This window comes from Pseudaquabacterium terrae (assembly GCF_013266755.1).
In the GTDB taxonomy this organism is placed as follows: Bacteria; Pseudomonadota; Gammaproteobacteria; order Burkholderiales; family Burkholderiaceae_C; genus Pseudaquabacterium; species Pseudaquabacterium terrae.
On sequence record NZ_JABRWJ010000006.1, the window covers coordinates 219,859 to 244,503 of the forward strand.

At 71.6% G+C, this 24,645-nt stretch carries 26 protein-coding genes; 16 read left to right on the top strand and 10 right to left on the bottom strand.

Annotated features, from left to right (window positions below):
* Nucleotides 1-3: 3 nt before the first annotated feature.
* From HLB44_RS20275 to HLB44_RS20285, 3 genes are all read right to left on the bottom strand, one after another.
* The gene (locus HLB44_RS20275) at nucleotides 4-276 is read right to left on the bottom strand and encodes a hypothetical protein (protein WP_173126022.1); all 273 of its coding nucleotides are present in this window, start codon (nucleotides 274-276) and stop codon (nucleotides 4-6) included.
* A 70-nt stretch (nucleotides 277-346) separates the two neighbouring features.
* Nucleotides 347-2,377 carry a TonB-dependent receptor gene (locus HLB44_RS20280; RefSeq protein ID WP_173126025.1) on the bottom strand — a complete coding sequence of 677 codons (2,031 nt, stop codon included), beginning with the start codon at nucleotides 2,375-2,377 and terminating at the stop codon, nucleotides 347-349.
* Nucleotides 2,378-2,478: 101 nt separating this feature from the next.
* Nucleotides 2,479-2,799 carry a hypothetical protein gene (locus HLB44_RS20285; protein ID WP_173126028.1) on the bottom strand — a complete coding sequence of 107 codons (321 nt, stop codon included), beginning with the start codon at nucleotides 2,797-2,799 and terminating at the stop codon, nucleotides 2,479-2,481.
* Between the two features lie 139 nt (nucleotides 2,800-2,938).
* Here HLB44_RS20285 and HLB44_RS20290 point away from each other — a divergent pair, with 139 nt between their 5' ends.
* Nucleotides 2,939-3,145 (top strand): hypothetical protein, encoded by a 207-nt coding sequence (locus HLB44_RS20290; RefSeq protein WP_173126031.1) that lies wholly within the window; start codon nucleotides 2,939-2,941, stop codon nucleotides 3,143-3,145.
* On the opposite strand, the gene HLB44_RS20295 is transcribed toward HLB44_RS20290, so the two are convergent.
* The 3 genes from HLB44_RS20295 to HLB44_RS20305 are packed head-to-tail and all read right to left on the bottom strand — an operon-like array spanning nucleotide 3,124 to nucleotide 5,638.
* A complete protein-coding gene (locus tag HLB44_RS20295) occupies nucleotides 3,124-3,681 on the bottom strand; it encodes a DUF3299 domain-containing protein (protein WP_173126034.1) in 558 nt (185 codons plus the stop codon). The two genes, HLB44_RS20290 and HLB44_RS20295, sit on opposite strands and share 22 nt — an antisense overlap.
* Before the next feature lie 11 nt (nucleotides 3,682-3,692).
* Nucleotides 3,693-4,955 (bottom strand): ABC transporter permease, encoded by a 1,263-nt coding sequence (locus tag HLB44_RS20300; protein ID WP_173126037.1) that lies wholly within the window; start codon nucleotides 4,953-4,955, stop codon nucleotides 3,693-3,695.
* Nucleotides 4,952-5,638 (bottom strand): ABC transporter ATP-binding protein, encoded by a 687-nt coding sequence (locus tag HLB44_RS20305; protein WP_173126040.1) that lies wholly within the window; start codon nucleotides 5,636-5,638, stop codon nucleotides 4,952-4,954. The genes HLB44_RS20300 and HLB44_RS20305 overlap by 4 nt, the downstream gene beginning before the upstream one ends.
* 160 nt (nucleotides 5,639-5,798) lie before the next feature.
* Between HLB44_RS20305 and HLB44_RS20310 the strand changes: the two genes are divergently transcribed.
* Nucleotides 5,799-5,948 (top strand): hypothetical protein, encoded by a 150-nt coding sequence (locus HLB44_RS20310; RefSeq protein ID WP_173126043.1) that lies wholly within the window; start codon nucleotides 5,799-5,801, stop codon nucleotides 5,946-5,948.
* Between the two features lie 210 nt (nucleotides 5,949-6,158).
* On the top strand, nucleotides 6,159-6,437 hold the full coding sequence (locus HLB44_RS20315; protein WP_173126046.1) for a DUF427 domain-containing protein: 279 nt from the start codon (nucleotides 6,159-6,161) through the stop codon (nucleotides 6,435-6,437).
* An 18-nt stretch (nucleotides 6,438-6,455) separates the two neighbouring features.
* On the opposite strand, the gene HLB44_RS20320 is transcribed toward HLB44_RS20315, so the two are convergent.
* Both HLB44_RS20320 and HLB44_RS20325 read right to left on the bottom strand, forming a co-directional pair.
* Nucleotides 6,456-7,328 carry a pirin family protein gene (locus tag HLB44_RS20320; RefSeq protein WP_173126049.1) on the bottom strand — a complete coding sequence of 291 codons (873 nt, stop codon included), beginning with the start codon at nucleotides 7,326-7,328 and terminating at the stop codon, nucleotides 6,456-6,458.
* 25 nt (nucleotides 7,329-7,353) lie between these two features.
* Nucleotides 7,354-7,983: an FMN-dependent NADH-azoreductase gene (locus tag HLB44_RS20325; RefSeq protein ID WP_173126052.1), complete on the bottom strand. Its 630-nt coding sequence runs from the start codon at nucleotides 7,981-7,983 to the stop codon at nucleotides 7,354-7,356.
* A gap of 115 nt (nucleotides 7,984-8,098) precedes the next feature.
* Here HLB44_RS20325 and HLB44_RS20330 point away from each other — a divergent pair, with 115 nt between their 5' ends.
* On the top strand, nucleotides 8,099-9,028 hold the full coding sequence (locus HLB44_RS20330; RefSeq protein WP_173126055.1) for a LysR family transcriptional regulator: 930 nt from the start codon (nucleotides 8,099-8,101) through the stop codon (nucleotides 9,026-9,028).
* A gap of 81 nt (nucleotides 9,029-9,109) precedes the next feature.
* Here the strand turns inward: HLB44_RS20330 and HLB44_RS20335 are convergent, their stop codons facing one another.
* A complete protein-coding gene (locus HLB44_RS20335) occupies nucleotides 9,110-9,265 on the bottom strand; it encodes a hypothetical protein (protein WP_173126058.1) in 156 nt (51 codons plus the stop codon).
* Nucleotides 9,266-9,611: 346 nt separating this feature from the next.
* Here HLB44_RS20335 and HLB44_RS20340 point away from each other — a divergent pair, with 346 nt between their 5' ends.
* The 8 genes from HLB44_RS20340 to HLB44_RS20375 all read left to right on the top strand — a co-directional run bounded on the left by HLB44_RS20340 (nucleotide 9,612) and on the right by HLB44_RS20375 (nucleotide 20,058).
* The gene (locus HLB44_RS20340; RefSeq protein ID WP_173126061.1) at nucleotides 9,612-10,472 is read left to right on the top strand and encodes an ABC transporter substrate-binding protein; all 861 of its coding nucleotides are present in this window, start codon (nucleotides 9,612-9,614) and stop codon (nucleotides 10,470-10,472) included.
* A gap of 23 nt (nucleotides 10,473-10,495) precedes the next feature.
* Complete coding sequence (locus HLB44_RS20345) at nucleotides 10,496-11,488, top strand: ABC transporter substrate binding protein (RefSeq protein WP_173126064.1); 993 nt, start codon at nucleotides 10,496-10,498, stop codon at nucleotides 11,486-11,488.
* Nucleotides 11,489-11,573: 85 nt separating this feature from the next.
* A complete protein-coding gene (locus HLB44_RS20350) occupies nucleotides 11,574-12,599 on the top strand; it encodes an ABC transporter substrate binding protein (protein ID WP_173126067.1) in 1,026 nt (341 codons plus the stop codon).
* Entirely contained in the window at nucleotides 12,596-16,087 is a 3,492-nt protein-coding gene (locus tag HLB44_RS20355; protein WP_173126070.1) for a GAF domain-containing protein, read from the top strand. Before HLB44_RS20350 ends, HLB44_RS20355 begins: the two co-directional genes overlap by 4 nt.
* Before the next feature lie 94 nt (nucleotides 16,088-16,181).
* Nucleotides 16,182-16,568, top strand: a complete 387-nt coding sequence (locus tag HLB44_RS20360; protein WP_173126073.1) for a response regulator — start codon at nucleotides 16,182-16,184, stop codon at nucleotides 16,566-16,568.
* Nucleotides 16,565-17,677, top strand: coding sequence for a response regulator (locus HLB44_RS20365; RefSeq protein ID WP_173126076.1), 1,113 nt, complete (start codon nucleotides 16,565-16,567; stop codon nucleotides 17,675-17,677). The genes HLB44_RS20360 and HLB44_RS20365 overlap by 4 nt, the downstream gene beginning before the upstream one ends.
* Nucleotides 17,674-18,390 carry a hypothetical protein gene (locus tag HLB44_RS20370; RefSeq protein ID WP_343051431.1) on the top strand — a complete coding sequence of 239 codons (717 nt, stop codon included), beginning with the start codon at nucleotides 17,674-17,676 and terminating at the stop codon, nucleotides 18,388-18,390. Before HLB44_RS20365 ends, HLB44_RS20370 begins: the two co-directional genes overlap by 4 nt.
* An 87-nt stretch (nucleotides 18,391-18,477) precedes the next feature.
* Complete coding sequence (locus tag HLB44_RS20375) at nucleotides 18,478-20,058, top strand: thioredoxin family protein (RefSeq protein ID WP_173126079.1); 1,581 nt, start codon at nucleotides 18,478-18,480, stop codon at nucleotides 20,056-20,058.
* A 26-nt stretch (nucleotides 20,059-20,084) separates the two neighbouring features.
* Here HLB44_RS20375 and gstA read toward each other — a convergent pair whose 3' ends face one another.
* The gene (gene gstA, locus HLB44_RS20380; protein WP_173126081.1) at nucleotides 20,085-20,693 is read right to left on the bottom strand and encodes a glutathione transferase GstA; all 609 of its coding nucleotides are present in this window, start codon (nucleotides 20,691-20,693) and stop codon (nucleotides 20,085-20,087) included.
* 102 nt (nucleotides 20,694-20,795) lie between these two features.
* Between gstA and HLB44_RS20385 the strand changes: the two genes are divergently transcribed.
* The 4 genes from HLB44_RS20385 to HLB44_RS20400 are packed head-to-tail and all read left to right on the top strand — an operon-like array spanning nucleotide 20,796 to nucleotide 24,644.
* Nucleotides 20,796-21,167 carry a glutaredoxin domain-containing protein gene (locus HLB44_RS20385; RefSeq protein ID WP_173126084.1) on the top strand — a complete coding sequence of 124 codons (372 nt, stop codon included), beginning with the start codon at nucleotides 20,796-20,798 and terminating at the stop codon, nucleotides 21,165-21,167.
* 44 nt (nucleotides 21,168-21,211) lie between these two features.
* Nucleotides 21,212-22,702 (top strand): alpha/beta fold hydrolase, encoded by a 1,491-nt coding sequence (locus HLB44_RS20390; RefSeq protein ID WP_173126087.1) that lies wholly within the window; start codon nucleotides 21,212-21,214, stop codon nucleotides 22,700-22,702.
* Nucleotides 22,699-23,481, top strand: a complete 783-nt coding sequence (locus tag HLB44_RS20395) for an ABC transporter ATP-binding protein (RefSeq protein WP_173126090.1) — start codon at nucleotides 22,699-22,701, stop codon at nucleotides 23,479-23,481. The genes HLB44_RS20390 and HLB44_RS20395 overlap by 4 nt, the downstream gene beginning before the upstream one ends.
* On the top strand, nucleotides 23,478-24,644 hold the full coding sequence (locus tag HLB44_RS20400) for an ABC transporter permease (protein WP_173126093.1): 1,167 nt from the start codon (nucleotides 23,478-23,480) through the stop codon (nucleotides 24,642-24,644). Before HLB44_RS20395 ends, HLB44_RS20400 begins: the two co-directional genes overlap by 4 nt.
* The last annotated feature ends 1 nt before the right edge of the window (nucleotide 24,645 follow it).

Sequence of the window (24,645 nt, forward strand, 5' to 3'; positions counted from 1 at the left end):
GGTCTAGCGCGCGGTGCCGAAGTAGTGTTCGAACAGCGCGCGGCCGTCGAGCTCGCGCGTGTGCAGCCCGTCGATCTGCTCGGAAAACGGCGCCGCGGCGGCGGGCGGCGGCGCGGCCACCACCTCGCTGCGCGCGACACTGCCGGCCAGCGTGCCGTGGCGCCGGTAGTGCGCCAGGATCTGCGACAGCGGCGGCACCTGCTCCGCCGTCGGTTCCTCGGCGCTCGCCCACGGCGAGGCCGCGGGCGAGGGCTTGGGACGCGCGTGCGGATTCATGACTCGATCCTAGGGTTTTTGCCCCTTCAGTGATCGCTCGAACTGGCGGGCGCGCACCCGCCAGATTTGGTTACAACGTCCAGCGCAGGCCCACCGACACGGCGCGGCCGGCATAGGGCGCGACTTCGCGGGCCGCGCGCAGGGTGCTGGCGTTGAACGCAAGGCGGTCGCCGGCGTTGTCGAGCTTGAGCGTCCAGCTCAAGTCGCCTGCGCCGAGGCGCATCGACCAGCTGGCCCACAGATCGACCAGCGTGTACGACGGCGTCGGGACGTCGCCGGGCGAAAAGCGGCTCTGCCGCGCCGCGTGCCGCGCCTGGCCGCCGATCCGCCAGCCGCCCTGCCGCGCCTCCAGCCCGAGCATCAGCCGCCACGGCGCCAGGCGCGGCAGCGGCGCACCGCTGGCGCGGTCACTGCCGCGCACCCGATCGACGCTGCCGTGGGCATCGAGCTGCCACGGTTGCTCGAGCAGGCGCCAGTGGCCCTCGAGCTCGATGCCGTGCAGCCGCGCCGGGATGCCGCGGAAGGCGTATCCAGGCACGGCCACCGGCGCGCCGTCCTCGCCGGTCTCCTCGATCGATGCGCCGGTGGCGTCGAGCGCGATGTAGTTCGAGAAGCGCGCGGTCCAGGCCTGCGCCTGCAGGCGGTGCGGACCGCGCTTCCACGCCAGCCCGAGCTCGGCCTGTCGGCTGCGCTCGGTCGCGAGGTTCGGGTCGCCGCGCTCGAACGCGCCGGTGGCGACGTGCACGCCGTTGGCGAACAGCTCGTAGTACGCCGGCGCGCGTTCGGTGTGCCCGAGCGATCCGCTGGCTGACCAGCCGCCGGCCAGCGGCGCCTGCAGCGACAGCGCCGCGCTGCGCGGCGAGAAACGGCGTTCGGCGGCGGCGCCGAAGCGCGCTTGCGCGGCTTCGCTGCCGGCCGGGTCGCCGTCGGAGCGCACGCGGCTGCGTTCGAGCCGCGCGCCGGCGGCGAGCGTCAGCGCGTCGCCGCGCCACTCCTGCAGCGTGAAGACGCCGGCGCTGCGGCTGTGCGTGTCCGGCACGAAGGCTTCGTCGCCGAGCGCGGAAAAGTCCAGCTGCTCGGCCTGCAGCCCGATCACGCCGTGCCAGCGGCCGACCGCCGCCTGGCGCGCCATCAGCCGCAGCTCGCGGCCGCGGCTGTGAAAACGCGTGCCGACCTCGGCGCTGCCCTCGACCTCGTCGTGGCGGTAGCGCGTCTGGCCGAGGCGGAACTCGAACTGCGCGAACGGGCCGGCGAGCGAGCGGCGCTCGCCGGCGAGCTGCGCCTGCTGGCGCCGCATGCGAATGGTCACGCCGGGCTCGACGGCGACGCCGTAATAGTTGCGGTAGCCATCAACCGCCGCGCCGACGTAGCCGTCGGCATCGGCCCAGCTCACGCCGACCGCGCCGGCGTTGCTGTCGCCGGCGCTGTTGATGACGCGCCGTGTCGGCTCGCCGGGCTCGCCGTCGAACACCGGCCTGAAGCGCGGCACGCGCAGGTCCTCGCTGCGCCGGGCGGCGACATCGGCATGCCAGTTCAGGCCGCCGGCGCCGCCTTCGATCACCGCGGCGCCGGCGCGCTCGTTGGCCGCGCCGCCGAAGCGCACTTCGGCGCGGCCGCCCAGGCGCTCCAGCGGCCGCCGCGGCACGCGGTTGTCGATGGCGTTGACCACGCCTCCGGTGGCGTTGCCGCCATACAGCAGCGCGGCGGGCCCGCGCAGCACTTCGAGGCGCTCGATCACCAGCGGATCGATCGCCACGGCGTGGTCGAAGCTCAGGTTCGACGCGTCGGCCGATGCGCCGCCGTTGTCGAGCAGGCGCACGCGGTCGCCGTCGAGGCCACGGATCACCGGGCGCGCGCTCTGCGGGCCGAAGCCGCTTTGCGCGACGCCGGGCAGGCCATCGAGCGTTGCGCCCAGCGTGCCGCCGCGGCGCAGCGCCAGGCCGTCGCCGGCGAGCACGTTGCTGGGCTGGATCAACTCGTCGCGGCCGAGCGGGTTGCCGGTGATGACGACGGTGGCCGGCGGCTGTTGCGCCAGCGTGGCGAAGGAGCCCAGCGCGAGCAGCGCGCCGAGCGGGGTGAAGCGGAAAGGGGATCGGAACATCGAAGCGTCCTGGCAAGTCGGCACGGACGGCGCGGCGCGGCGGCCTTCAGCTCAGGCCATCGCGCAGCGTCGTCGAGGAGGGAACGGCTGCAGCCGTTCGGTCAGGCCAGGAAGGGGGGAGGTCCGCGGGCGTGATAACCGGCGCCGGTGCCGCCGCGGTGCGCGAGCACCGGCAGCGCCGGTGCGGGCGCCGAGGGCGCGCGCATTGCGGCCGGCGACGCCGAGGGCAGCAAGGCGCTGCCGAGCGCCGTGAAGGCCAGGCACTCCAGGCAGGCGAGCTCGATCGTCGCCGCCTCTTCGTCGCCGTGCGCGGCCGCTGCGGCCTGCGCGCCCGAGCGCTGGTGCGACAGGCCATGCAGCAGCGCAGCGGGCTGCATCAGCAGCACCAGCAGCGACATCAGGATCAGCAGGCGGCGGCGCATGGCGGAAAGGCGCGAGAGCTTAGCAGTGCGCGCGGATCCCCCCGATGGGTGGGCGCCTTCCACCCGCCGGGGCGATGGTGCGGCGGCCGGTGCGGACGGACGATGCGCAGCAGGCAACGATCAACTTCAGGAGGATTGCATGGCGACGGCGACCCACGAATTCGACACGCGCGACGAACCGCTGGCCGGTTGCGGCTGGTTCGACTCCAGTCACGAGCTGTCGAGCGGGCTCGCGGTGATCGAGCACCGCGGGTTCGAGGCGCTGTCTCAGGATTTGCCGCTGGCCTGGCAAGTCGCGGCTTGCATGGCCGCGCTGCCCGTGGTTCAGCGTGCCGGCGCCTGGTAGCGGTCGACCAGCGCGGCTTCGAGCCGATAAGCCGCCGTACCCATCGGCGAGCCCTGGCGCGCGGCGCGCAAGCGGCCGCTGACCCACACCGTGTCCATCGTCTGGAAGCCGGTGATCGGCTTGGCCGGCTGCACCAGCACGATCTGGTTCGCCGGCGGCGGTGGGCTGTGGATGCAGGCGCCGAAGTACGGCACCAGCAGAAATTCGGTGATGCCGGCCTTGGTCTCGTCCAGCGGCACCAGGTAGCCGGGCAGCTTGATCGCCGCGCCGTCGAGTTTCGGTTCGGCCGGCGCGTTGTCCCAGGCCTCGCGCAGCTTGCTCATCATGTCCATCGCGCGTGGGTCGCCGTCGGTCAGCGCACCGAGGTTCTTGTCCTTCATGCCGGCCATCGGGTCCCAGCCCTTGGGCACCAGGTCGTCCCAGCGCAGCTCGGTGTAGCCGCCGGGCTTGCTGGCGGGCTGTGCGCGCAGCGCGCCGACGCTGCCAAGCAGGCCGAGCAGCAGCAGTCGGCGGGAGACGAGTGAGGAACGGGACATCGGGGGACTCTTTACAGACGGGGCGACAAGCCGTCGGCCAGCGACAGCCGGTAGGCGCGCCAGCCCGGCAGCAGGCTCGCGAGCCAGCCGCCGGCGAGCAGCGCGCCGATCAGGCGCCATTCTGTCGCCCCCGGCGGCGCGGCCTGCAGCGTCAGGCCGAAATGCCCCTGCACCCAGCCGCCCGCGCCCGCCACCGCGAGCCAGCAGGCGGCGACGCCGAGCGCCACGCCGGCGAGCGTCACCAGCGCGCCTTCGAGCGCCAGCAGCCACAGCACCTGGCGCGGCCCGGCGCCGACCGCGCGCAGGATCGCCAGCTCACGCCGGCGCTCGTTCAAGCCGGCGAGGATCACCGCGACCAGACCGCCCACGCTGACCAGCGCGACCAGCGCGCTCATCGCCTGCAGCCCGCGCTCGCCGAGTGCGACGACTTCCCACAGCTCGTCGAGCGCAACGCCGGGCAGGATCGCCAGCAGCGGCTCGTCGCGAAAGCCGGCCACCTCGCGCTGCAGCGAGAACACCGCGGCGCGGTTCTTCAGCCCGAGCAGCAGCGCGGTGATGCTGCGCGGTGTCAGGTCGCGCTGCGCCGCGGCTTCAGCGGACACCGCCACGCCCGGCAGCCGCGCGCCGGCGATCCAGTCGACGTGCAGCGCCTCGATCGCCTGCAGGCTGACGTGCAGCGTGCGGTCGACCGGGGTGCCGGTGGGTGCCAGGATGCCGACGACGCTGAAGGGCTTGTCGGCATGGTCGTTGGCCTGCAGCGCGCCGTCGCCGTGCGCGAGCACGACGGGCTGGCCGAGGCGGTAGCCGAGCCGCGCGGCGACGTCGGCGCCGAGCACGACGTCGTACAGGCCTTCGAAGGGTTTGCCGTGCGCGAAGCGCAGCGGCTGCTTGTCGCCATGGCGGAAGTGCCTGAAGTAGTCGCCGGTCGTGCCGAGCACCGCGAAGCCGCGATGGCTATCGCCCAATGAGAGCGGCACCGTCCAGGCCACCGCGCGGTGCTGCGCCAGCGCCTGCGCGCTCGACCAGCGGATGTTGTTGGTGGCATTGCCGATGCGGAACACCGAATACAGCAGCAGCTGCACCGGGCCGGTGCGCGCGCCGACGATCAGGTCGGTGCCGGAGACGGCCTGCGAGAAGTTGTCGCGCACGTCCTGGCGGATGCGCTCGATGCCCATCAGCAGGAAGCTCGACAGCGCGATCGACACGACGACCAGCGACAGCGCGAAGCGGCGATTCCAGGCGCTGCGCGCCGCGAGGCTGAGCAAAGGCTTCATGCGGCGAGCAAGGCCCGGTTCAGCGCCGGCAGGTCGAGCTGACGGTCGAAACGAGCGGCCAGCCGCGCGTCGTGGCTGACGAAGACCAGCGCGCTGCCGGCTTCGGTGCACGCCTCGAGCAGCAGCACCATGAAGGCTTCGCGCAGGTCCTCGTCGAGGGCCGAGGTCGGCTCGTCGGCGACGACCACCGCCGGCGCGCCGATCAGCGCGCGCGCGGCGGCCACGCGTTGCTGCTGGCCGACCGACAGCTCGCCGGCCGGGCGCCGCCACAGCGTTTGCGCCAGCGCGCTGCGTTCGAGCAGCCGCTCGGCGGCGCCGGCGCCGGCGCGTTCGGCGCGCCGGCGCGAGAAGCGGCAGGGCAGGCGCACGTTGTCGAGCACCGACAGGTAGGGCAGCAGATTGAACTGCTGGAAGATGTAGCCCAGGTGGTCGGCGCGGTGCGCATCGCGCGCCGCCGACGACAGTGCGCGCCAGTCGCGGCCGAGCAGCGCAAGCGCGCCGGCATCGGCGACCAGCACGCCGGCCATCAGCGACAGCAGCGTGCTCTTGCCGCAACCGCTCGGGCCGCGCAGGAAGACGCGCTCGCCGGGCGCGATGTCCAGCGATTCGATCTGCAGCAGGTCTTGGTGGGCGCCGGGCCAGCGGTAGCGCAGGCCCGCGAGGTGCAGCGCCGGGAGTGTCATGGCGCGGCAGCTTAGCAGTGGGCTCGAGAACGGTTCGTCGGCGCTGGCGACGCTTCGGCGCACGCTCGCGCGGCTTCGTCGCAAGTCGATGGAACGCACAGCGGGCACTGCCTACAGTCCAGTCATCGAACAACGCAACACCCACCGAATGGAGCCCACCATGACGAACTCGATCACCCACCACGCCGTCGCTTTCAGCTTCGCCGCCTTCGTCACGCTGGGCGTGCTGTTCGGCCTCAACGGCCTGGCCAGCAGCAAGTACCAATCGGCGCACGAGCTGGCGCAAGCCACGGCCGAACTGCGCGCCTGAATCATCGACCCCGACAGCCCTGCGGGCTGGTCCCCCAGGGGGATCAGATCCGACCGGGGGACCCGGATCTGGACTGAGCCGCGCCTTCGACGATCCCACTCCTCCCGTCCCCCGTGACCTCGGGGACTTTCACACCCGCCGGACCGCAAGGCCGGCGGGTTTTTTCTTCGAGGCTAGGATCGCGCGCTCGAATCAGCAGGGAAGTGAACGATGAAAGCGATCTGGAACGGCGTGATCATCGCCGAGAGCGACGACACGGTGGTCGTCGATGGCAACCACTACTTTCCCGAGGCGGCGTTGAAGCGTGAATACACGACCTTCAGCAACCACCGCACGAGTGGCGTCAACGGCCAGGCGCACTACTACAGCCTGCTGGTCAACGGCGAGATGAATCCCGACGCGGTCTGGTACTACCCCGAGCCGAGCGACGCGGTGCGGCAGATCAAGGGCCGCGTCGCGTTCTGGAAGGGCGTGCAGGTCGTCGACTGACCCGCACATCCCGCCGCTTCAGGCCAGCGTGCCGTTGCGAAAGTCCTCGACCGCCTGCATCAGCTGCTCGCGCGTGTTCATCACGAACGGTCCGTACTGCGCGATCGGCTCCTTCAGCGGCCGGCCGGCGATCAGCAGCGCGCGGGTCGGCTCGTTGCCGGCCTGCAGTACGACCCCGTCGCTGTCGGCGCGATTCGCCAGCACCGCCATGCGCTGGATCGGCACCTCGGTACCGGCGATCGTCAGCCCACCGCGGTAGACGTAGACGAAGGCATTCAGCGCCGGATCGAGCGGCTGCTCGAAGCGCGCACCCGGCGCGAGATGCAGGTCCAGGTACAGCGGCTCGGTGCGCGGCCGCTGCACTGCGCCCGCGACGCCGTAGCTCGTGCCGGCGATCACCCGCACCTGCACGCCGTTGCGCGTGAACTCCGGGATCTCCGCCGACGGGATGTCGCGGTAGCCGGCCGGCTGCATCTTGTCGGCCGCTGCGAGGTTCAGCCACAGCTGGAAGCCTTCCATGCGGCCGGCTTCCTGCTCCGGCAGCTCGCTGTGGATCACGCCGCGGCCGGCGGTCATCCACTGCACGCCGCCGTTGGTCAGCAGGCCTTCGTTGCCGGCCGAGTCGCGGTGCCGCATGCGGCCGGCGATCATGTAGGTGACGGTCTCGAAGCCGCGGTGCGGATGGTCGGGGAAACCGGCGATGTAGTCGCCCGCCTCGTCCGAGCCGAAGGCATCGAGCATCAGGAACGGGTCGAGGCGCGGCTGCAACGGCTGCGTCAGCACGCGCGTCAGCTTGACGCCGGCGCCGTCGCTGGTCGGCTGGCCGGTGACCAGACGCTCGACCGTGCGGCCGCGGGCGACGGTCGGGGTGTCGAGGGTGGTGGCACTCATCGCTTGGCTCCTTGTGTGTCGTTGATCAGGCGGTCTCGACCGCCGGTTGCAGCTGCTGCGCGATCTGCGCCTGCGCGTCGGCGATGCCGCGCGCCTCGGCTTCCGGGCCCATGCCCAGACCTTCGGCGTAGATGAAGCGCACGTCGGTCATGCCGAGGAAGCCGAGCACCGTCTGCAGGTAGGGCACGACGGTATCGCTGGGCCGGCCGCGGTGCACGCCGCCGCGCGTCATCACCGCGTAGACGGTCTTGCCTTTGAGCAGGCCTTCCGGACCCTGCTCGGTGTAGCGGAAGGTGACCCGGGCGCGCGAGATCGCATCGATCCAGTTCTTCAGTTGCGTGCTGACGCCGAAGTTGTACATCGGCACGCCGAGCACGACGACATCGGCGGCCTGGAGCTCGGCGATCAGCGCGTCGTCGAGCGCCACGCGTTCGGTCTGCGCCGGCGTGCGCGATTCCGCCGGCGTGAACAGCGCGCCGAGCGTGGCTTCGTCGAGCACCGGGTGCGGCTCGTGCGCCAGGTCGCGCAGCGTGAAGCCGGCGTCCGCTTGGGCTTCGCGCAGCTGCCGCACCAGCTCGTCGGCCAGGCGGGTGGAGATCGAGCCGCTGCCGTTGGCATAGGAACGAGCGCTGGAATTGACTTGCAGGATGTTCATCAGGGGCTCCGTGGTGTCGGGGGGTGAGTCGATGGAACACACTGTATTGGTGATATCCTAGCAACGATAGTGGTCAATCTGGATAACTTGGTTGCACTAGCGGAACAATTGGCCGATGGACCTCGATGCCAACGACCTGCTGCTGTTCGCCCGCGTCGCCGAGGCCGGCAGCTTCAGCCGGGCCGCCGAGCGCGTGCGGCTGCCCAAATCCACCGTGTCGCGGCGCATTGCCGCGCTGGAGAAACGCCTCGGCGAACGGCTCTTGCAGCGCAGCACGCGCAAGTTGTCGATCACCGACTTCGGCTTCGGCGTGCTCGACCATGCGCGCGCCCTGGCCGCTGAGGTCGACAGCGCGCAGGCGTTGGCCCAGCACCGCCAGGCCAAGCCGAGCGGCCGGCTGCGCGTGTCGATGCCGGGCGATTTCGCGAGCTTCGCGCTGCCCGCGATGCTGGCCGACTTCGTGCGCGAGCATCCGGCGATCCAGCTCGAGCTCGACCTGTCGCCGCGGCGCGTCGACCTGATCGGCGAGAACTTCGACCTCGCGGTGCGCATGGGCGAGCTGCCGGACGACAGCCAGCTCGCGGCCCGGCGCCTGGCCGAAATGGCGATGGGGCTCTACGCGGCGCCGGGTTACCTGGACCAGGTCGGCGAGCCGGCCACGCCCGACGACCTGCTCGCGCTGCACGGCCTGTTGCTGCTCGGCAGGGGCGGCGAGGCCAAGGGCTGGCAGCTCGAACGCGGTGCCGACGAGACCCGCGTGCGCTGGGAGGGGGCTCCGGCGCGGCTCAGCAGCGCCAATTCACCCGAGGTGCTGCTGCACATGGCGCTGGCCGGCAGCGGTGTCGTCGCGGTTCCGCACTTCTATGCCGCCTCCCGGCTGCGCGAGGGCCGCCTGCGCCGGGTGCTCCCCGAGTGGTGCCTGCCGGCCACCAACTGCTGGGCGGTGTTCCCGGGGCGGCGGCTGATGCCTGCGCGCACGCGCGTCTTCCTCGACGCGCTGGCGGCCACGATGGCGACGTGCGTCGAGCCGTCGGTTCGCGTCTGACGCGCGGGTCGCGGCACGGCGCTGCGCTTCAGCGCGCCAGCATTCGCGTCTGACGCGCGGGTCGCGGCACGGCGCTGCGCTTCAGCGCGCCAGCAGTGCGCCGGCCCCGGCGAGCAGCAGCAGCACCGCGCCGGCGTAGACGACGTGGCGCAGCAGCGCGCGCAGCAGTGCGGGCACGTCGTCGGCCGGCGCATCGGCCAGCCCGGCTGGCGGCGCAGCAAGTTCGGCGCTGGACATGTCTTGATCTCCTGGTTTGGTCATGCGTCGAGACTAGGCGTGCGGATGCCCGGCGCCCAGCCTCGCGCATCACCGTGCCGCAGTGACGGAGCGCACTCCACCGCAGTGCAAAACGACCAGCGCCCCGGTGCGCCGCCGCCGTGGCAACGGTGGTTCAATGCACCAAGGCCGCAGCGCGTGCCGCGGCCGAACCTCTGATGGGGTAGGGCCGATGTCGGATCCACGTGTCTCGGCGAGACGCCGCGCGCTGGGCGCGATGGGAGCCGCGCTGTTTGCGCCGCGTGCGCTGGCGCAGGCACGCCCGCAGCGCATCGGTTTCGTCGGTTCCTCCTCGCCGGATGAGAGCATGCAGCAAAACATCATCCAGCCTTTCCGCGACGGCCTGCGTGCCCGCGGCCGCATCGAGGGCCAGGACCATGTGATCGAGTTCCGCTACCACGGGGGCCGCTACGAACTGCTGCCGGCGCAGATCGACGAGCTGCTGCAGTGGAAGGTCGACCTGCTGGTGACGCTGGCGCCGCGGGCGACCCGGGTCGCCCAGCAGGCGACCAGCAGCGTGCCGATCCTGGCGGTCGCGGTCGATAACCCGGTGGTGCTCGGCTTTGCACGCAGCCTGGCGCGGCCGGGCGGCAACATCACCGGCATCAGCAGCTGGGGCATCGAGATGGTGATCAAGCGGCTCGAGCTGGTGCGCGAGCTGCTGCCGAAGGTTCGCCGCGTGGGCATGTTCAGCAATCCGCAGTCCATCGATGCGGGCGAGTTCGCGCTGCGCCTGGAGGAGCTGGGCCGGACGCTGGGGCTGCAGATCACGCTGGTGCTGGCCGAGGCGCCGGAGCAGTTCGTCGCCGCCTTCGAACGGCTGAAGCTGGCCCGTGCCGAGGCCGTGGTGGTGCTCGCCGACTCGTTGATCTACGTGCATCGCGCGCGCATCGCCGAGCTCTGCACGCAGTACAGGCTGCCGTCGGTATGGGGCGGCCGCGACTACCTGCACGGCGGCGGCCTGGCGTCGTACCAGTCCGACTTCCCCGACATGTTCCGACGCGCGGGGGTCATGGCCGACCAGTTGCTCAAGGGCGCCGACCCCGCCGAGATGCCCTTCGAGCGCGCGAGCAAGTTCCACCTGGTCGTGAACCTGAAGGCGGCGCGCGCACTGGGCCTCACCGTGCCACGCACGCTGCTGCTGGCGGCCGACGAGGTGCTGGAATGACGCCGCAGGCATGCTCCCGGTGCGTGCGGACCCGGCGTCGACTGCTCGCCGCCGCGGCCGGTGGGCTGCTGCTGCCGGCGGCGGCGCGCGCGCAGCGTCATGAGCGCCGCCTGCTCGGCTTGTTGAGCCCGCTGCCGTTCGTTGCCGAACGCTGGCGCGGCAGCACGATCGCGCAACGCTTGCGCGAGCTCGGCTGGATCGAAGGCGGCAACCTCGACATCGAACAGGCGCGCGGCAGCGAAGAAGAGCTGCCCGCGCTGGCCAAGGCGCTGGTGCGCCGCGGCGTCGAGCTGATCCTGGCCATCGGGCACGAAGCAGCCATCGCCGCCGCCCGAGCCACGAAGACCACGCCGATCGTCTTCTGGGCCGTGCCGCTGCCGATCGAGTCCGGCCTGGTCGCGTCGTTCGCGCACCCGGGCGGCAACGTGACCGGCGTGGCCTGGAACGCGGCCGGCGAGGTGCAGTTCGCGAAGCCGCTGCAACTGCTCAAGCAGATCGAGCCGTCGCTGGTGCGGGTCGCGCTGCTGCAATCGTCGACCTTCGGCCAGGCCGTCGACGGCACGCCGCTCACCTTTCGCCTCTTCGAGACCGCGGTGGCCCGCCTCGGCTTCGAGCCGACGATGGTCGTCGGGCGCCGCGAAGAGGATGTCGACGCGATGTGCGCCGCGATCCTCAACACCCGCGTTCAGGCGGTGGCCGGCGGACCGGCGGCGTTCATCAATCGCACCAGCGGCCGCTTCGCGCAGTTCGCCCGCCGCCACCGCCTGCCGACGGCCACCGACGGCCTGCACTTCGTCGACACCGGCTGGTTGCTGGGCTACGGTCCGCACCTCGGGGACTCCGCGCGGCGTGCCGTCGACTACGTCGACCGGGTGCTGCGCGGTACGCCGCCCGCGGCCTTGCCCGTCGAGCTGCCGACACGTTACGAACTGGCGCTCAACGTCGCGACGGCACGGGCGATCGGCGTGACGCTGCCGCGGCCGCTGCTGCTGCAAGCCGACAGGGTGGTCGAATGAGGCGGCGTGCGCTGCTGCTGGCCCCGTGCCTGCTCGAGCTGACCGTGCCGCCTGGGCTGCTGGCGCGTGCCGACGAGGTGCTGCGGTGAGGACGGGCGCTGCGCACCCGCTGCGGCGGGCACGCCGGGCGGTGCTGCTGGCGGCGCTGGCGCTGCATCCGGTCGCCCGAGCGGTGCGCGGCGCGGCCTTGCCGCCCGGCGCCTCGCCCCGGCTGCCGCGCCTGGGCGCGCTCGGCGTGGACGAGGGCAACGTCGATCGCGCGTGGCCTGCATTCATCGCCGAGCTGCGGCGGCTGGGCCGTGCCGAGGGACGCGACTTCGAGCTGCTGCGCCGGCGCGCGGAGGTGGACCGCCCCGATCGGCTGCCGGCGCTGGCGCAGGAACTGGTCGCCGCGCAGGTCGACGTGATCTACGCCGAAAACGGCTCGCCGGCGGCGGTGGCGGCCGCCCGCGCGACGGCGACGATTCCGATCGTTTTCTTCAGCTCGGCCGATCCGGTCGGCCTGGGTCTGGTGCAAAGCCTGGCGCGGCCGGGCGGCAACGTCACGGGTGGCATGGGCCTCGGCTACGAAACGGCGAGCAAAGGGCTCGAGCTGCTGGCCGAAGCGGTCCAGCAGGTCCGACAGGTCGTCTTCTTCGTGCCGCCGACGGACCGGCGCCTGCCGGGCGTCGCCGGCCTCGAACCGCGTCTGCGCGCGACGGCCGAGCGCATGGGCGTGCGGCTGGTGTTCGCCGAGCCGGCGAGCGCCGACGCGCTGATCGAACGCCTGCCGGCGCTGAAGCAGGAGCGTACCGATGCCGCGATCGTGTTCGACTTCCCGCGCTACGCGCGTGACCAGGCGCGCATCGCCCAAGCCTGCATCGCGCACCGCCTGCCCGCCTACGGCTACGCCGCGGCCGGCTTCCTGCTGCACATCACGCAGGACCGCGAGGAGCTCGCGCGCATGGCCGCGCGCCAGGTCGACCGCATCCTCTCCGGTGCCAGGCCGGACGAGCTGCCGGTGGAGCAATTGATGGTGCTGCAGTTGGTGCTGAACCTGCGCACGGCGCGCGCGCTCGGCCTGCGGGTACCGGCATCGGTCGTCGCGCGCGCCAGCGAGGTGATCGAATGACCGCGCGCGAGCCGATCACGCCCCCGGTCGACGCCGAACCGGGCGTGCCGGTGACCGCGCCGGCGTCGCCCTTGGCCGCGGATGAGGCGCGTTACCACGGACGGCTGTTCCGCAAGTACCTGCTGCTGATGCTGACGCTGGTCACGCTGTCGCTGCTGGCCTCGGGCGCGATCGGGCTGTACTTCTCGTACCAGGAGACGCGCGCCGCGCTGGCCGGGCTGCAACACGAGAAGGCGGTGGGCGCGGCGGCGCGCATCGAGCAGTACCTCGGCCAGGTCACGCGCCAGCTGAGCCTGGCCGCGCTGCCGCAGCTGGATGCCGACGACCACGAGCTGCGCCGCCTCGAGCTGATCAAGCTGCTGCGCCAGCAGCACGAGGTGACCGATGCCGCGTGGCTCGACGCCGCCGGGCGCGAGCAGGTCAGCGTGTCGCGGCTGGCGCTGGAGACGGTGGGCGGCGGCCGCGACCGCTCGGCTGAAGCCGCCTTCACCGAGCCGCGCCGCGGCCAGCCGTGGTACGGGCCGGTGTATTTCCGCAAGGAGACCGAGCCGTACATGACGGTGGCGGTGCGCGGCAGCGACAAGGGCCCGGTGACGGTGGCCGAGCTGAACCTGAAGTTCATCTGGGACGTGATCTCGCGCATCCAGGTCGGCCGCGAGGGCAAGGCCTACGTCGTCGACGCGCAGGGCTTCCTCGTCGCCGACCCGGACATCGGCCTGGTGCTGCGCAAGACCAGCCTCGCCGCGCTGCCGCACGTGGCGGCAACGGCCTCGGGGGCTCATGCCACGCCGCTGGCGGCCGGCGCGCTGCAGTCCGTCAACCTCGCCGGCCGGTCGGTGCTGACCGCGGTGGCGCCGATCGACTCGCTGCAGTGGCGCGTCTTCGCCGAACAGCCGGTCTCGGAGGTCTATCACCGCTTGGACGCGGCCATCGTGCGCACCGTGCTGCTGCTGGCGGGCGGCCTGCTGCTGTCGGCGCTCGCCGCGCTGCTGCTGGCGCGCAGCATGGTGCGGCCGATCCGTGTGCTCGACGCCGGCGCGCAGCGCATCGGTGCGGGCGAGCTCGACCAGCGCATCGACGTGCGCACCGGCGACGAGCTGCAGGCGCTGGCCGAGCAGTTCAACCGCATGAGCGCGCGGCTCGCCGAGTCCTACGCCGGGCTGGAGCGCCAGGTCGACGCACGCACCGCCGAGCTGCGCGAGGCGCTCGAGCACCAGACCGCGATCGGCGGCGTGCTGCGCGTGATCAGCGAATCGCCCGGCGATGCGATGCCGGTGTTCGAGTCGATCCTCGACCGCGCGATCCGGCTCTTCGGCAGCTCGACCGCGGCGATGTTCCGCTACGACGGCACGCAGCTGCACCTGGCGGCCCACCGCAACTGGACGCCGCAGGTGATCGAGCACATGCGCCAGCGCTTCCCGATGGCGCCCGATCCGGCGCTGATGAGCGGCCGCGTGATCCTCGGCGGCCGCGTCGTGGTGGTCGAGGACGCCTGGGCCGACGACGCGTTCGACAGCGCGTCGTCGCGCCTGGGTGGCTGGCGCCGGCTGCTCGGCGCGCCACTGCTGAAGGACGGCGCGCCGATCGGCGCGATCGTCGTCGCCTGGAACGAGCCCGGCCCAGTGCCGCCGCGCCAGGTCGAGCTGGTGCAGACCTTCGCCGACCAGGCGGTGATCGCGATCGAGAACGTGCGGCTGTTCCTCGAGACGCGCGACGCGTTGGAGCGGCAGACGGCGACCGCCGAGGTGCTCAAGCTGATCAGCCGCACGAGCTTCGACCTCGACGCGGTGCTGGCGACGCTGCTGGAAAGCGCGACGCGGCTGTGCGACGCCGAAGGGGCCGTGCTGTTCCGGCCCGACGCCAACGGCGATTACCGGCCGTCGGCCTGGCGTTTCTGGCAGGACCGCGACGCCAACGAGCGCTACCTCGAGGCGATGCGGCAGCGGCCGATCCGCGCCTCGCGCGACAGCGCGGCGGGCCGCGCCCTGCTGCAGCGTGCGGTGGTCTGCGTGCAGGACGTCGGCAGTGATCCGGAATACCTGCGCCAGGACCTGGCCGACCTCGGCCGCTTCCGCAACGTGCTGGCGGTGCCGCTGCTGCGCGAAGGCGAGCCGATCGGCGTCATCGCGCTCAGCAACTCCGCCGGCGGCCAGGCCTTTGCGCCGGACCAGATCGAGCTGATGAAGACCTTCGCCGACCAGGCGGTGATCGCGATCGAGAACGTGCGGCTGTTCCGCGAGATCCGCGACGCGCTCGACCGGCAGACCGCGATCAGCGACGTTCTGAGCGTGATGAGCGAATCGCCCGGGCGCGCCGAGCCGGTGTTCGACGTGCTGATGGACCGCGCGATGCGGCTGTTCGGCTGCCCGACGGTGGTCGTGTTCCGCTACGACGGTGAGCTGCTGCACCTGGTGGCCGAGCGCAACTGGTCGGCGACCGGCCAGCCGGTGATCAACCACGAGCCGGCCGCGCCGAACCCGCACCTGGTCAGCGGGCGCGTGATCCTCAGTGGCGAGGTGCAGGTCGTCGAGGACATCGCGACCGCAGATCCCGAGTACAACCACTGGGGCCGTGCCGGCGGCTGGCGCCGCATGCTCGGTGCGCCGCTGCTGAAGGACGGTGCGCCGGTCGGCGCGCTGATCGTCGCGTGGAACGAGCCCGGCCCGGTCGACGCACGCGAGGCGGCGCTGCTGAAGACCTTCGCCGACCAGGCGGTGATTGCGCTGGAGAACGTGCGCATGTTCCACGAGATCGAGGACAAGAGCCGCCAGCTCGAGGTCGCGAATCGCCACAAGAGCGAATTCCTCGCCAACATGAGCCACGAGCTGCGCACGCCGCTGAACGCGGTGATCGGCTTCTCCGAGGTGCTGCTGGAGCGCCTGTTCGGCGAGCTCAACGACAAGCAGGCCGAGTACCTGCAGGACATCCACTCGTCGGGCCAGCACCTGCTGGCGCTGATCAACGACGTGCTCGACCTGTCGAAGATCGAGGCCGGGCGCATGGAGCTGGACCTGTCGCGCTTCGACCTCGGGCTGCTGCTGGAGCATTCGCTGACGCTGGTGCGCGAGCGCGCGACGCGGCAGGGGCTGGCGCTGACGCTCGAAGTGGGCGACGGCCTGCAGGAGTGGGTGGCCGACGCGCGCAAGGTCAAGCAGGTGGTCGTCAACCTGCTGTCGAACGCCGTCAAGTTCACGCCCGCCGGCGGCACCGTGACCTTGCGCGCGCGCCGCGCGGGCGACGTGGCCGAGATCGAGGTCGCCGACACCGGCGTCGGCATCGCGGCGCAGGACCACGCCAAGGTGTTCGAGGAATTCCGCCAGGCCAGCGGCAACTACCTGCGCAAGGCCGAGGGCAGCGGCCTCGGGCTGGCGCTGGCGCGGCGCTTCATCGAGCTGCACGGCGGCACCATCGGGCTCGACAGCGTGCCCGGCGCCGGATCGACCTTCCGCTTCACGCTGCCGCTGCAGGACACGGAGACCATTTCATGAGACCGCACGGCCGCCCGAAGGGCGAATTCCCCAAGGGACGCGAAGCGGCCCCTTCGGGTCCACGGGGGACGGCGCGCAGCGCCAAGGGGGCAACATGAGCCGCATCCTGATCGTCGAGGACAACGAGAAGAACCTGAAGCTGCTGCGCGACGTGCTGGCGCACCAGGGCCACGAGGTGCTGGCCGCCGTCACCGGCGGCGAAGGCCGCGACCTTGCGCTGAACGAGCGGCCCGACCTGGTGCTGCTGGACATCCAGCTGCCCGACATCGACGGCATCACCGTGCTGCGCTGCCTGCGCGAGGAGCCGGCGCTCGACGCGATGCCGGTGCTGGCGATCTCGGCGTCGGTGATGCCCGAGGAGCAGCACCGCATCACGCAGTCGGGCTTCGACGCCTTCGTCGCCAAGCCGATCTCGCTGAAGCCCTTCCTGGCGACGGTGAACCACTTCCTGCAGCACGGCAGAGGGAAGGGACCGCCGTGAAACACATCCTGGTCGTCGACGACATCGCGAAGAACGCCAAGCTGCTGGCCGACGTGCTGGCGGTCAAGGGCTACCGCACGACGACGGCCTTGTCGGGCGAGGCGGCGCTCACCGCGCTGCACGCTGGGCTGCCCGACCTGGTGCTGCTGGACGTGATGATGCCGGGCTTGAGCGGCTACGAGGTGTGCCGGCGCATCCGCGCCGAAGCCGCGTGGGCGATGCTGCCGGTGGTGCTGGTGACCGCGCTGGATGCGGGCGCCGAGCGCGTGCAGGGGCTCGATGCCGGTGCCGACGACTTCATCAGCAAGCCGGTGCAGCAGGCCGAGCTGCTGGCGCGCGTGCGCTCGCTGCTGCGCATCAAGGCGCTGTACGACGAGGTCGAGCGCCAGAAGGCCGAGCTGCAGCAGTGGAACCGCACGCTGGAGCAGCGGGTGGCCGACGGCGCAGCGCAGCTCGAACGCGTGGGGCGCCTGAAGCGCTTCTTCTCGCCGGCGCTGGCCGAGGCCATCCTCGCCGGCGGCGCGGCCGATCCGCTGCAGACCCACCGGCGCGAGATCACCGTCGTGTTCCTCGACCTGCGCGGCTTCACCGCCTTCACCGAGACCGCCGACCCCGAGGAGGTGATGGGCGTGCTGCGCGAATACCATGCCGCGATGGGCGCGCTGATCCAGGCCCACGAGGGCACGCTGGAGCGCTTCTCCGGCGACGGCATGATGATCTTCTTCAACGACCCGCAACCGATCCCCGACCCGGCGCCGCGCGCGGTGCGGATGGCGCTGGAAATGCAGCAGGCGATGACCCGGCTGTGCGACGGCTGGCAGCGCCGCGGCTACGCGCTGCGCATGGGCATCGGCATCGCGCAGGGGTTCGCGACGATCGGCGGCATCGGCTTCGAGGGCCGCATCGACTACGGCGCGATCGGCAACGTCACGAACCTTGCCGCGCGGCTGTGCGGCGAGGCCGCCGGCGGCGAGATCCTGGTCTCGCAGCGCGTGCTGGCGGCGCTCGACGGCCTGACCGAGGGCGTCGCCGAGCCGGCCGGCAGCCTGACGCTGAAGGGCTTCCAGCGGCCGGTGCCGGCCTTCCGGATCCGGGCCGCCGCGGCGTGAACGGGGCGGGTGGATCGCCGCCGGCGCTGCCGGCCCTCGGCGCCGTGCACCAGCGCCGGCTGCGCGAGCTCTGGCGCTCGGCCGGCTGGCCGTACCAGGACTTGGTCGAGCTGGAGCTGATCGCCGCCGGGCTGCTGTCGCGCGAGCGTGATGGCCACGGCCGCGAGACGGTGCGCGTCACCGATGCCGGCGTCGCACTGCTGATGCGCACGCTGGAGCGCAACCGCGCCGCGCGGGACGCGCACGAGGCGCTGGTCGGCCGCATCGCGCGCACGATGCAGCGCGCCGGGCGCATCGTGTGGCGTGGGCTGGCGCTGCGCGCGCTGGTCGGCGAAGGGGAAACGGCGGCCTGGGTGATGGCGATGCCGGATGTCTATTCGATCCGCCACACGACGGTCGAGGATTACCTCGAACCGGTGGTGCACGAGATCAAGGTGCGCCGCGCCGATCTGCTGGCCGATCTGCGCAAGCCGGCCAAGGGCGAGGCCTACCGGCAGATCGGCGGCCAGTGCTGGTACGTGCTGCGCGAAGGCATCGGCGACGCCGACGACGTGCCGGCCTGCTACGGCGTGATGCTGGCGCGCGACGACGGCGCGCTCGACGTGCAGCGCGCCGCGCCGCAGCGGGCACTGAAACTGCCCTTCGGTATCTGGATGGCGCTGGCGCGCGCGACGCCCGAACCGCACCACGACGACGATCAGGCGTCGTTCTGAGGTTCTCGACGACGATCAGGCCTCGTTGCGACTCGGGCCTTGCACGCGGCGCACAATTCGCCAACCCCCACGAAGGAGCTCGATCCGATGCGTCGCCACCTGACCCTGGTCGCCCGCGCTGCCATCCTGTCCACCAGCCTGTGGCTGGCCAGCCTGCCGGTCGCCGCCGCGAATCCGCCCGGCCCCGGTGTCGCCTGGATCGCCGCCGCCGCCGATGCCGAGGTCGACGCGGCCTTCACGCAGGCCAGGAGCGAGAAGAAGCCGCTGCTGCTGTACTGGGGCGCCAAGTGGTGCCCGCCGTGCAACCAGCTGAAGGCGACGCTGTTCAACCGCCAGGACTTCATCGCGCAATCGAAGAACTTCGTCGCCGTTTACGTCGACGGCGACCTGCCCGGTGCGCAGAAGCTGGGCGCGCGCTTCAAGGTGCGCGGTTATCCGACGGTGATCCTGATGAATCCGGAAGGCGTCGAGATCACCCGCCTGCCCGGCGAGGCCGATGCGCCGAAGGTGATGGCGCTGCTGCAGCAGGGCCTGGCCGGCGGCCGGCCGATCAACGCGGTGCTGGCCGATGCGCGTGCCGGCAAGAAGCTGGCGGGCAACGAATGGCGTGCGCTGGCGCTGTATTCGTGGGATACCGACCAGGACACGCTGGTGGCGGAGGCGGAGCGGCCGGCGCTGCTCGCGCAACTGGCCGCCGCCTGCCCGGCCAAGGAAGCCGAGTCGTCGACGCGGCTGCTGCTGAAGGCGCTGGGCGCGAGCGACGACGGGAAGGGCCTGAAGACTGACGCCGCGCTGCGCACGCGCATCGGCAAGGTCCTCGCCGACCCGGCCGCCAGCCGCGCGCAGATGGAGACGCTGGTGAACGACGCGCGCGACATCACGCGGGCGCTGGCGCCCGACGAAGGGGCCGACCGCGCCCGGCTGGTGACGGCCTTCGATGGCGCGCTGAAGCGGCTGCAGGCCGATGCCACGCTGTCGCGCGCCGACCGGATGTCCGCGCTGATCGCGCGCGTCGACCTGGCGCGCATCGAATTGCCGAAGGACGAGCGGCAGCCGAAGCTGGATGCGGCGCTGCTCAAGGACGTGCGCGAGCAGGTGACGCGGGACGACCGCGACATCAGCGACGGCTACGAGCGTCAGGCGGTGATCACCTCGGCCGCTTACCTGCTGGGTCAGGCGGGGCTGTGGAACGACAGCGACGCGCTGCTGAAGGCGAACCTCGCGAAGAGCCATTCGCCGTACTACCTGATGAGTCAGCTCGGCGGCAATGCGCGCAAGCTCGGCCGCAATGACGACGCGCTGCGCTGGTACCAGGAGGCCTTCGACAAGAGCGAAGGGCCGGCGACGCGGCTGCAATGGGGTGCGTCGTACTTCACCGCGCTGGTCGAGCTGGCGCCGCAGGACGCGGCGCGCATCGAGAAGACCGCTGCGCAGCTGTTCGGCGAGGCGGCGCAAGACAAGGGCGCGTTCTACGAGCGCAGCGCGCGCTCGCTGCAGCGCGTCGGCACCAAGCTGGTGGCGTGGAACAGCGGCGGCAAGCAGGCGGCGGCCATCGAGCGGCTGCGCACGCAGCTCGCCGGCGTCTGCGGGAAGATCGACGCCGGCGATGCACAGCGCGCCACCTGTGACGCGCTGGCCAAGTCGCTGGCCGCCAAGCCGGCGGCCTGAGCGGGCGGGCCTATTAGCGGGCGGGCCTACTTCTTGAGCCCTTCCACTTCCAGTGCCTGCTGCACGGCCGGCCGCGCGGCAACGCGCTTCTGGAACGCCAGCACGCGCGGGAAGTCGCCCAGGTCCAGCCCGACCGGCTTGGCCCAGTTGGTGACGGTGAAGAGGTAGGCGTCGGCGACCGTGAACTGCTCGCCAGTCAGGTAGTCGCGGCCTTCGAGCTGCTCGTCGATGTACTTGTAGCGGCCGAGCAGCTTGGTGCGGAAGATCGCCTTGGCGTCTTCCGGCATCGCCGGGTTGAACAGCGGCGAGTAGGTCTTGTGCAGCTCGGTGGTGATGAAGTTCAGCCACTCGATCAGCCGATAGCGCGCCATCGTGCCGGCGGCCGGCGCCAGGCCCTTTGCGGGCACCTGGTCGGCGATGTACTGCACGATCGCCGGACCTTCTGACAGGCGCTGGCCGTCGTCGAGCTCGAGCAGCGGAACGTAGCCCTTCGGGTTGATCGTGTAGTAGTCGGTGCCGTCGGCGAGCTGGTGCGTCTTGGTGCTGGCCAGCACCGGTTCGAACGGCAGGCCGGCCTCGCGCAGCACGATGTGCGGGCTCAGCGAACAAGCGCCCGGGCTGTAGTAGAGCTTCATCGTCAACCTCCTTGGAATGGGGTGCGTACGATAGCCCCGGCACGAATGCCCCCATCGACCAGTGCGCCCATCGCAGTGCCGACGCGCTTATGCTAGGCGCCCATGCCACGACCGATCCTCGACGAATCCCTGATCCACCCCGCGATCCGCTCGAGGATTGCCACCCACGAATCGGCGATCGTGCAGGAGGTGCAGGCCGCAGCCGCCGCGCATCCGGTGCTCGTCGTCGGCATGAAGCAGAACCCCTTCCCGCGCAAGGCTCGACGCCTGCTCGAGCAGGCCGGCGTGCTCTACCACTACCTCGAGTACGGCAGCTACCTGAGCCAGTGGCGGCGCCGCACGGCGCTGAAACTGTGGACCGGCTGGCCGACCTTCCCGATGGTCTTCGTCAGGGGCACGCTGGTCGGCGGCGCCAACGACCTCGGCAAGCTGATTCACAGCGGCGAATTGCAGCGGCTGCTGCAGCAGCGCTGAGCGCCGGTGAGGCGGCGGGACGGGCCGCGCCAGAATCGCGCCCCATGAAGCCTTTCGCATGGATGACCGTGCTCGCCGCTGCCGCCGCGCTGGCGACGCCGCCGGCCGACGCCGCGTCGCTGCGTCCCTGCCGCCTGAAAGGCGTGGAGCACGAGGCGCTGTGCGGCACGCTGTCGCGGCCGCTCGATCCGGCGCTGCCGAACGGCACCCGGATCACGCTGCGTTATGCGGTGCTGCCGGCATTGGCGCGCCACAAGCGGCCGGACCCGGTGTTCTTCTTCGCCGGCGGGCCGGGGCAGAGCGCGGTCGAGCTGGCCGGGCCCTTGTCGAAGCGTTTCGCGCGCTTCTCGAACCGCCGCGACCTGGTTTTCGTCGACCAGCGCGGCACCGGCGAGAGCGCGCCGCTGAAGTGCCCCGACGACGCCGAGCGCCAGCCGCCGCGGCCGCTGGCCGAGCTGCTCGACGAGGCATTGATGATCGAGCGCCTCGCGGCGTGCCGCGCGGTGCTGCAGAAGCTGCCGCACGGTGACCTGACGAAGTACACGACGACGATCGCAATGGCCGACATCGACGCGGTGCGCCAGGCGCTCGGCGTCGAGCGCATCAACGCGATCGGCGGCTCCTACGGCACGCGCGCGGTGCTCGAGTACCAGCGCCAGTTCCCGCAGCGGTTGCGGCGGGCGGTGATCGACGGCGTCGCGCCGCCGGACATGGTGCTGCCGGCGGCGTTCTCGCAGGACAACCAGGCCGCGCTCGATGCGGTGTTCGCCGCCTGCGAACAGGACGACGCCTGCCGGCGGAGCCACCCGGCGCTGCGGGAGCGCTGGCAGCAGCTGCTGGCCTCGCTACCGCGTGAAATACGCGTCCAGCATCCGGTCACCGGCGCGTTCGAGACGGTGCGCCTGGGCCGCGGCATGTTGCTCGGTGCGGTGCGCGGGCCGTTGTACGCACCGCCGCTGGCGGCCGGCTTGCCGGCGGCGATCGACGCCGCCGCTGCCGGGCGTTTCGAGCCGCTGCTGGGCCTGTCGTCGGCGCTCGGCGGCAGCGAGGGCCTGGCCACCGGCATGCACTTCTCGGTGGTCTGTGCCGAGGACCTGCCGACGGTCGCGCCTGGTGCCACGCCCACCGACACGGCGACAGCGGGCCGTGATTTCGGCGATCACTTTGCCGCGCTCTACCGCCGCGTCTGCGCCGACTGGCCGCGCGGCACGCCGCCGGCGGACTTCTACCGCATCCCGCTGGCACCGGCGCCGACGCTGGTGCTGTCCGGCGGCGCCGATCCGGTGACGCCGCCGCGCCACGGCGAGCGCATCGCGCAGGCGCTCGGCGCGAAGGCGCGCCACGTGATCGTCGCGCAGGCGGGGCACGGCGTGCTGCAGCTGGCCTGCGTGCGCGACGCGGTGGTGCGCTTCGTCGATGCGGCCGACGAGGCCGCGGCGCTGAAGGTCGAAACCGATTGCGCGGCGAAGCTGCCACGGCCGCCGGCCTTCGTGCCCGTTGCGCCGGTCGCGCCGGCCGGCAAGGAGTCGCGATGATCGACGTGCAGGGCCTGGCCAAACGCTTCGTGCAGGGCCGCGGCCGGCGGGCGCGCACGGTGGATGCGGTGCAGGGCCTGAGCTTTCGCGCCACCGAGGGCTGCATCACCGGGCTGCTCGGGCCGAACGGTGCCGGCAAGACGACCACGCTGCGCATGATCGCGACGCTGATCAAGCCCGATGCCGGGCGCATCACCGTCGACGGCATCGACGTGGCCGACGCGCCGCGCGAGGCGCTGGCGCGCATGGGCGTGCTGTCGGATGCGCGCGGGCTCTATCCGCGTCTGACGGCGCGCGAGAACATCCTCTACTACGGCCGCCTGCATGGCCTGGGCGACGATCAGGCGCAACAACGCGCCGAGCAGCTGGCCGAGACGCTGGAGATGCGCCACCTGCTCGACCGCCGCACCGAGGGCTTCAGCCAGGGTGAACGCATGAAGACCGCGCTGGCCCGCGCGCTGGTGCACGACCCCTCGCACATCATCCTCGACGAGCCGACCAACGGTCTCGACGTCATCGCCACGCGCAGCCTGCGCGAGGCGCTGCGGCGGCTGCGCGACGATCAGCGCAAGTGCATCGTTTTCTCGACGCACATCATGCAGGAGGTCGAGCGGCTGTGCGATCAGGTGGTGGTGGTCTCGCACGGCCGCACGGTCGCCGAGGGCACGGTGAACGAGCTGCTCGAGCGCACCGGGCTGACCGACTTCGAGGCCTGCTTCGTGCAGCTGGCCTTCGAGCCGGCGGAACGGGCCGGCGCCGGGGCAGGGGTTGCGGAATGAAATTGGCGTGGATCGTCTTCCTGAAAGAGCTGGTCGATGCGCTGCGCGACCGCCGCACGTTGCTGGTCGTGATGTTGTCGTCGGTGGCGATGGGGCCGCTGATCCTGGTGGCGATGTCCTTCCTGATCGCCGGCATCGAGGAGCGCGCCGAATCGCGCGAGCTCTACGCGGTCGGCATGGAGCATGCGCCGACGCTGCGCAACTACCTCGAGCGCCAGACCTACGTGATCAAGTCGCCGCCGGCGGACTACGAACGCTCGCTGTTGACGAAGGCCTTCGGCGATCCGGTGATCGTCGTGCCGCCGCGCTTCGAGGCCGACCTGGCGCAAGGCATCGCGCCGCTGGTCGAGATCGTCAGCGCCAGCGGGAACAACCGCGCGCAGGGCAGCATCGGCCGCGTGGCGCGGCTGCTGCAAAGTTTCGGCCAGGAGCAGGCGCTGCTGCGGCTGGCCTGGCGCGGCGTCGCGCCGTCGCTGCTGCAGCCACTGCAGATCGAGGAGCGGGATCTCGCCGATCCGCGCGCGCGTGCCGCGCAGCTGACCAGCAGCATGCTGCCGTTTTTCGTGCTGATGGCGGTGCTGTACGGCGCGCTGAATGCGGCACTCGACACGACGGCCGGCGAGCGCGAGCGCGGCTCGCTGGAGCCGCTGCTGATGAACCCGGCTTCGCGCGCCGCGCTGGTGCTCGGCAAGTGGGGGGCAGTCGCGTCGCTCGGCATGCTGATCGCGCTGCTGTCGAGCTTCAGCTTCCTGCCGGCGCAGTGGTTGTTGCGCAGCGAAACGCTGGCGGCGATGTTTCAGTTCGGCTGGCGCGAGGCGTCGCTCTTCGTGGCGCTGCTGCTGCCGCTGGCGGCGATGCTGTCGGCACTGCTGATGGCCGTGGCGATTCGCTGCAAGAGCTTCAAGGAAGCGCAGGCCAACAACACGGTCGTGATCCTCGCCGTCTCGCTGCTGCCGCTGGTGACGCTGTTCAACCAGGAAGGCGAGAAGGCCTGGCACCTGTGGGTGCCGGCGCTGGCGCAGATCACGCTGATGGCGCGCGTGCTGAAGGGTGAGCTGATCAGCGGCGCCGACCTGCTGCCGCCGCTGCTCGTCGCGGCGATCGGCACCGCGCTGTGTGTGGTCTTCGTCGCGCGACAGCTGCGCGGCGCGGCAGTGCGCTGAG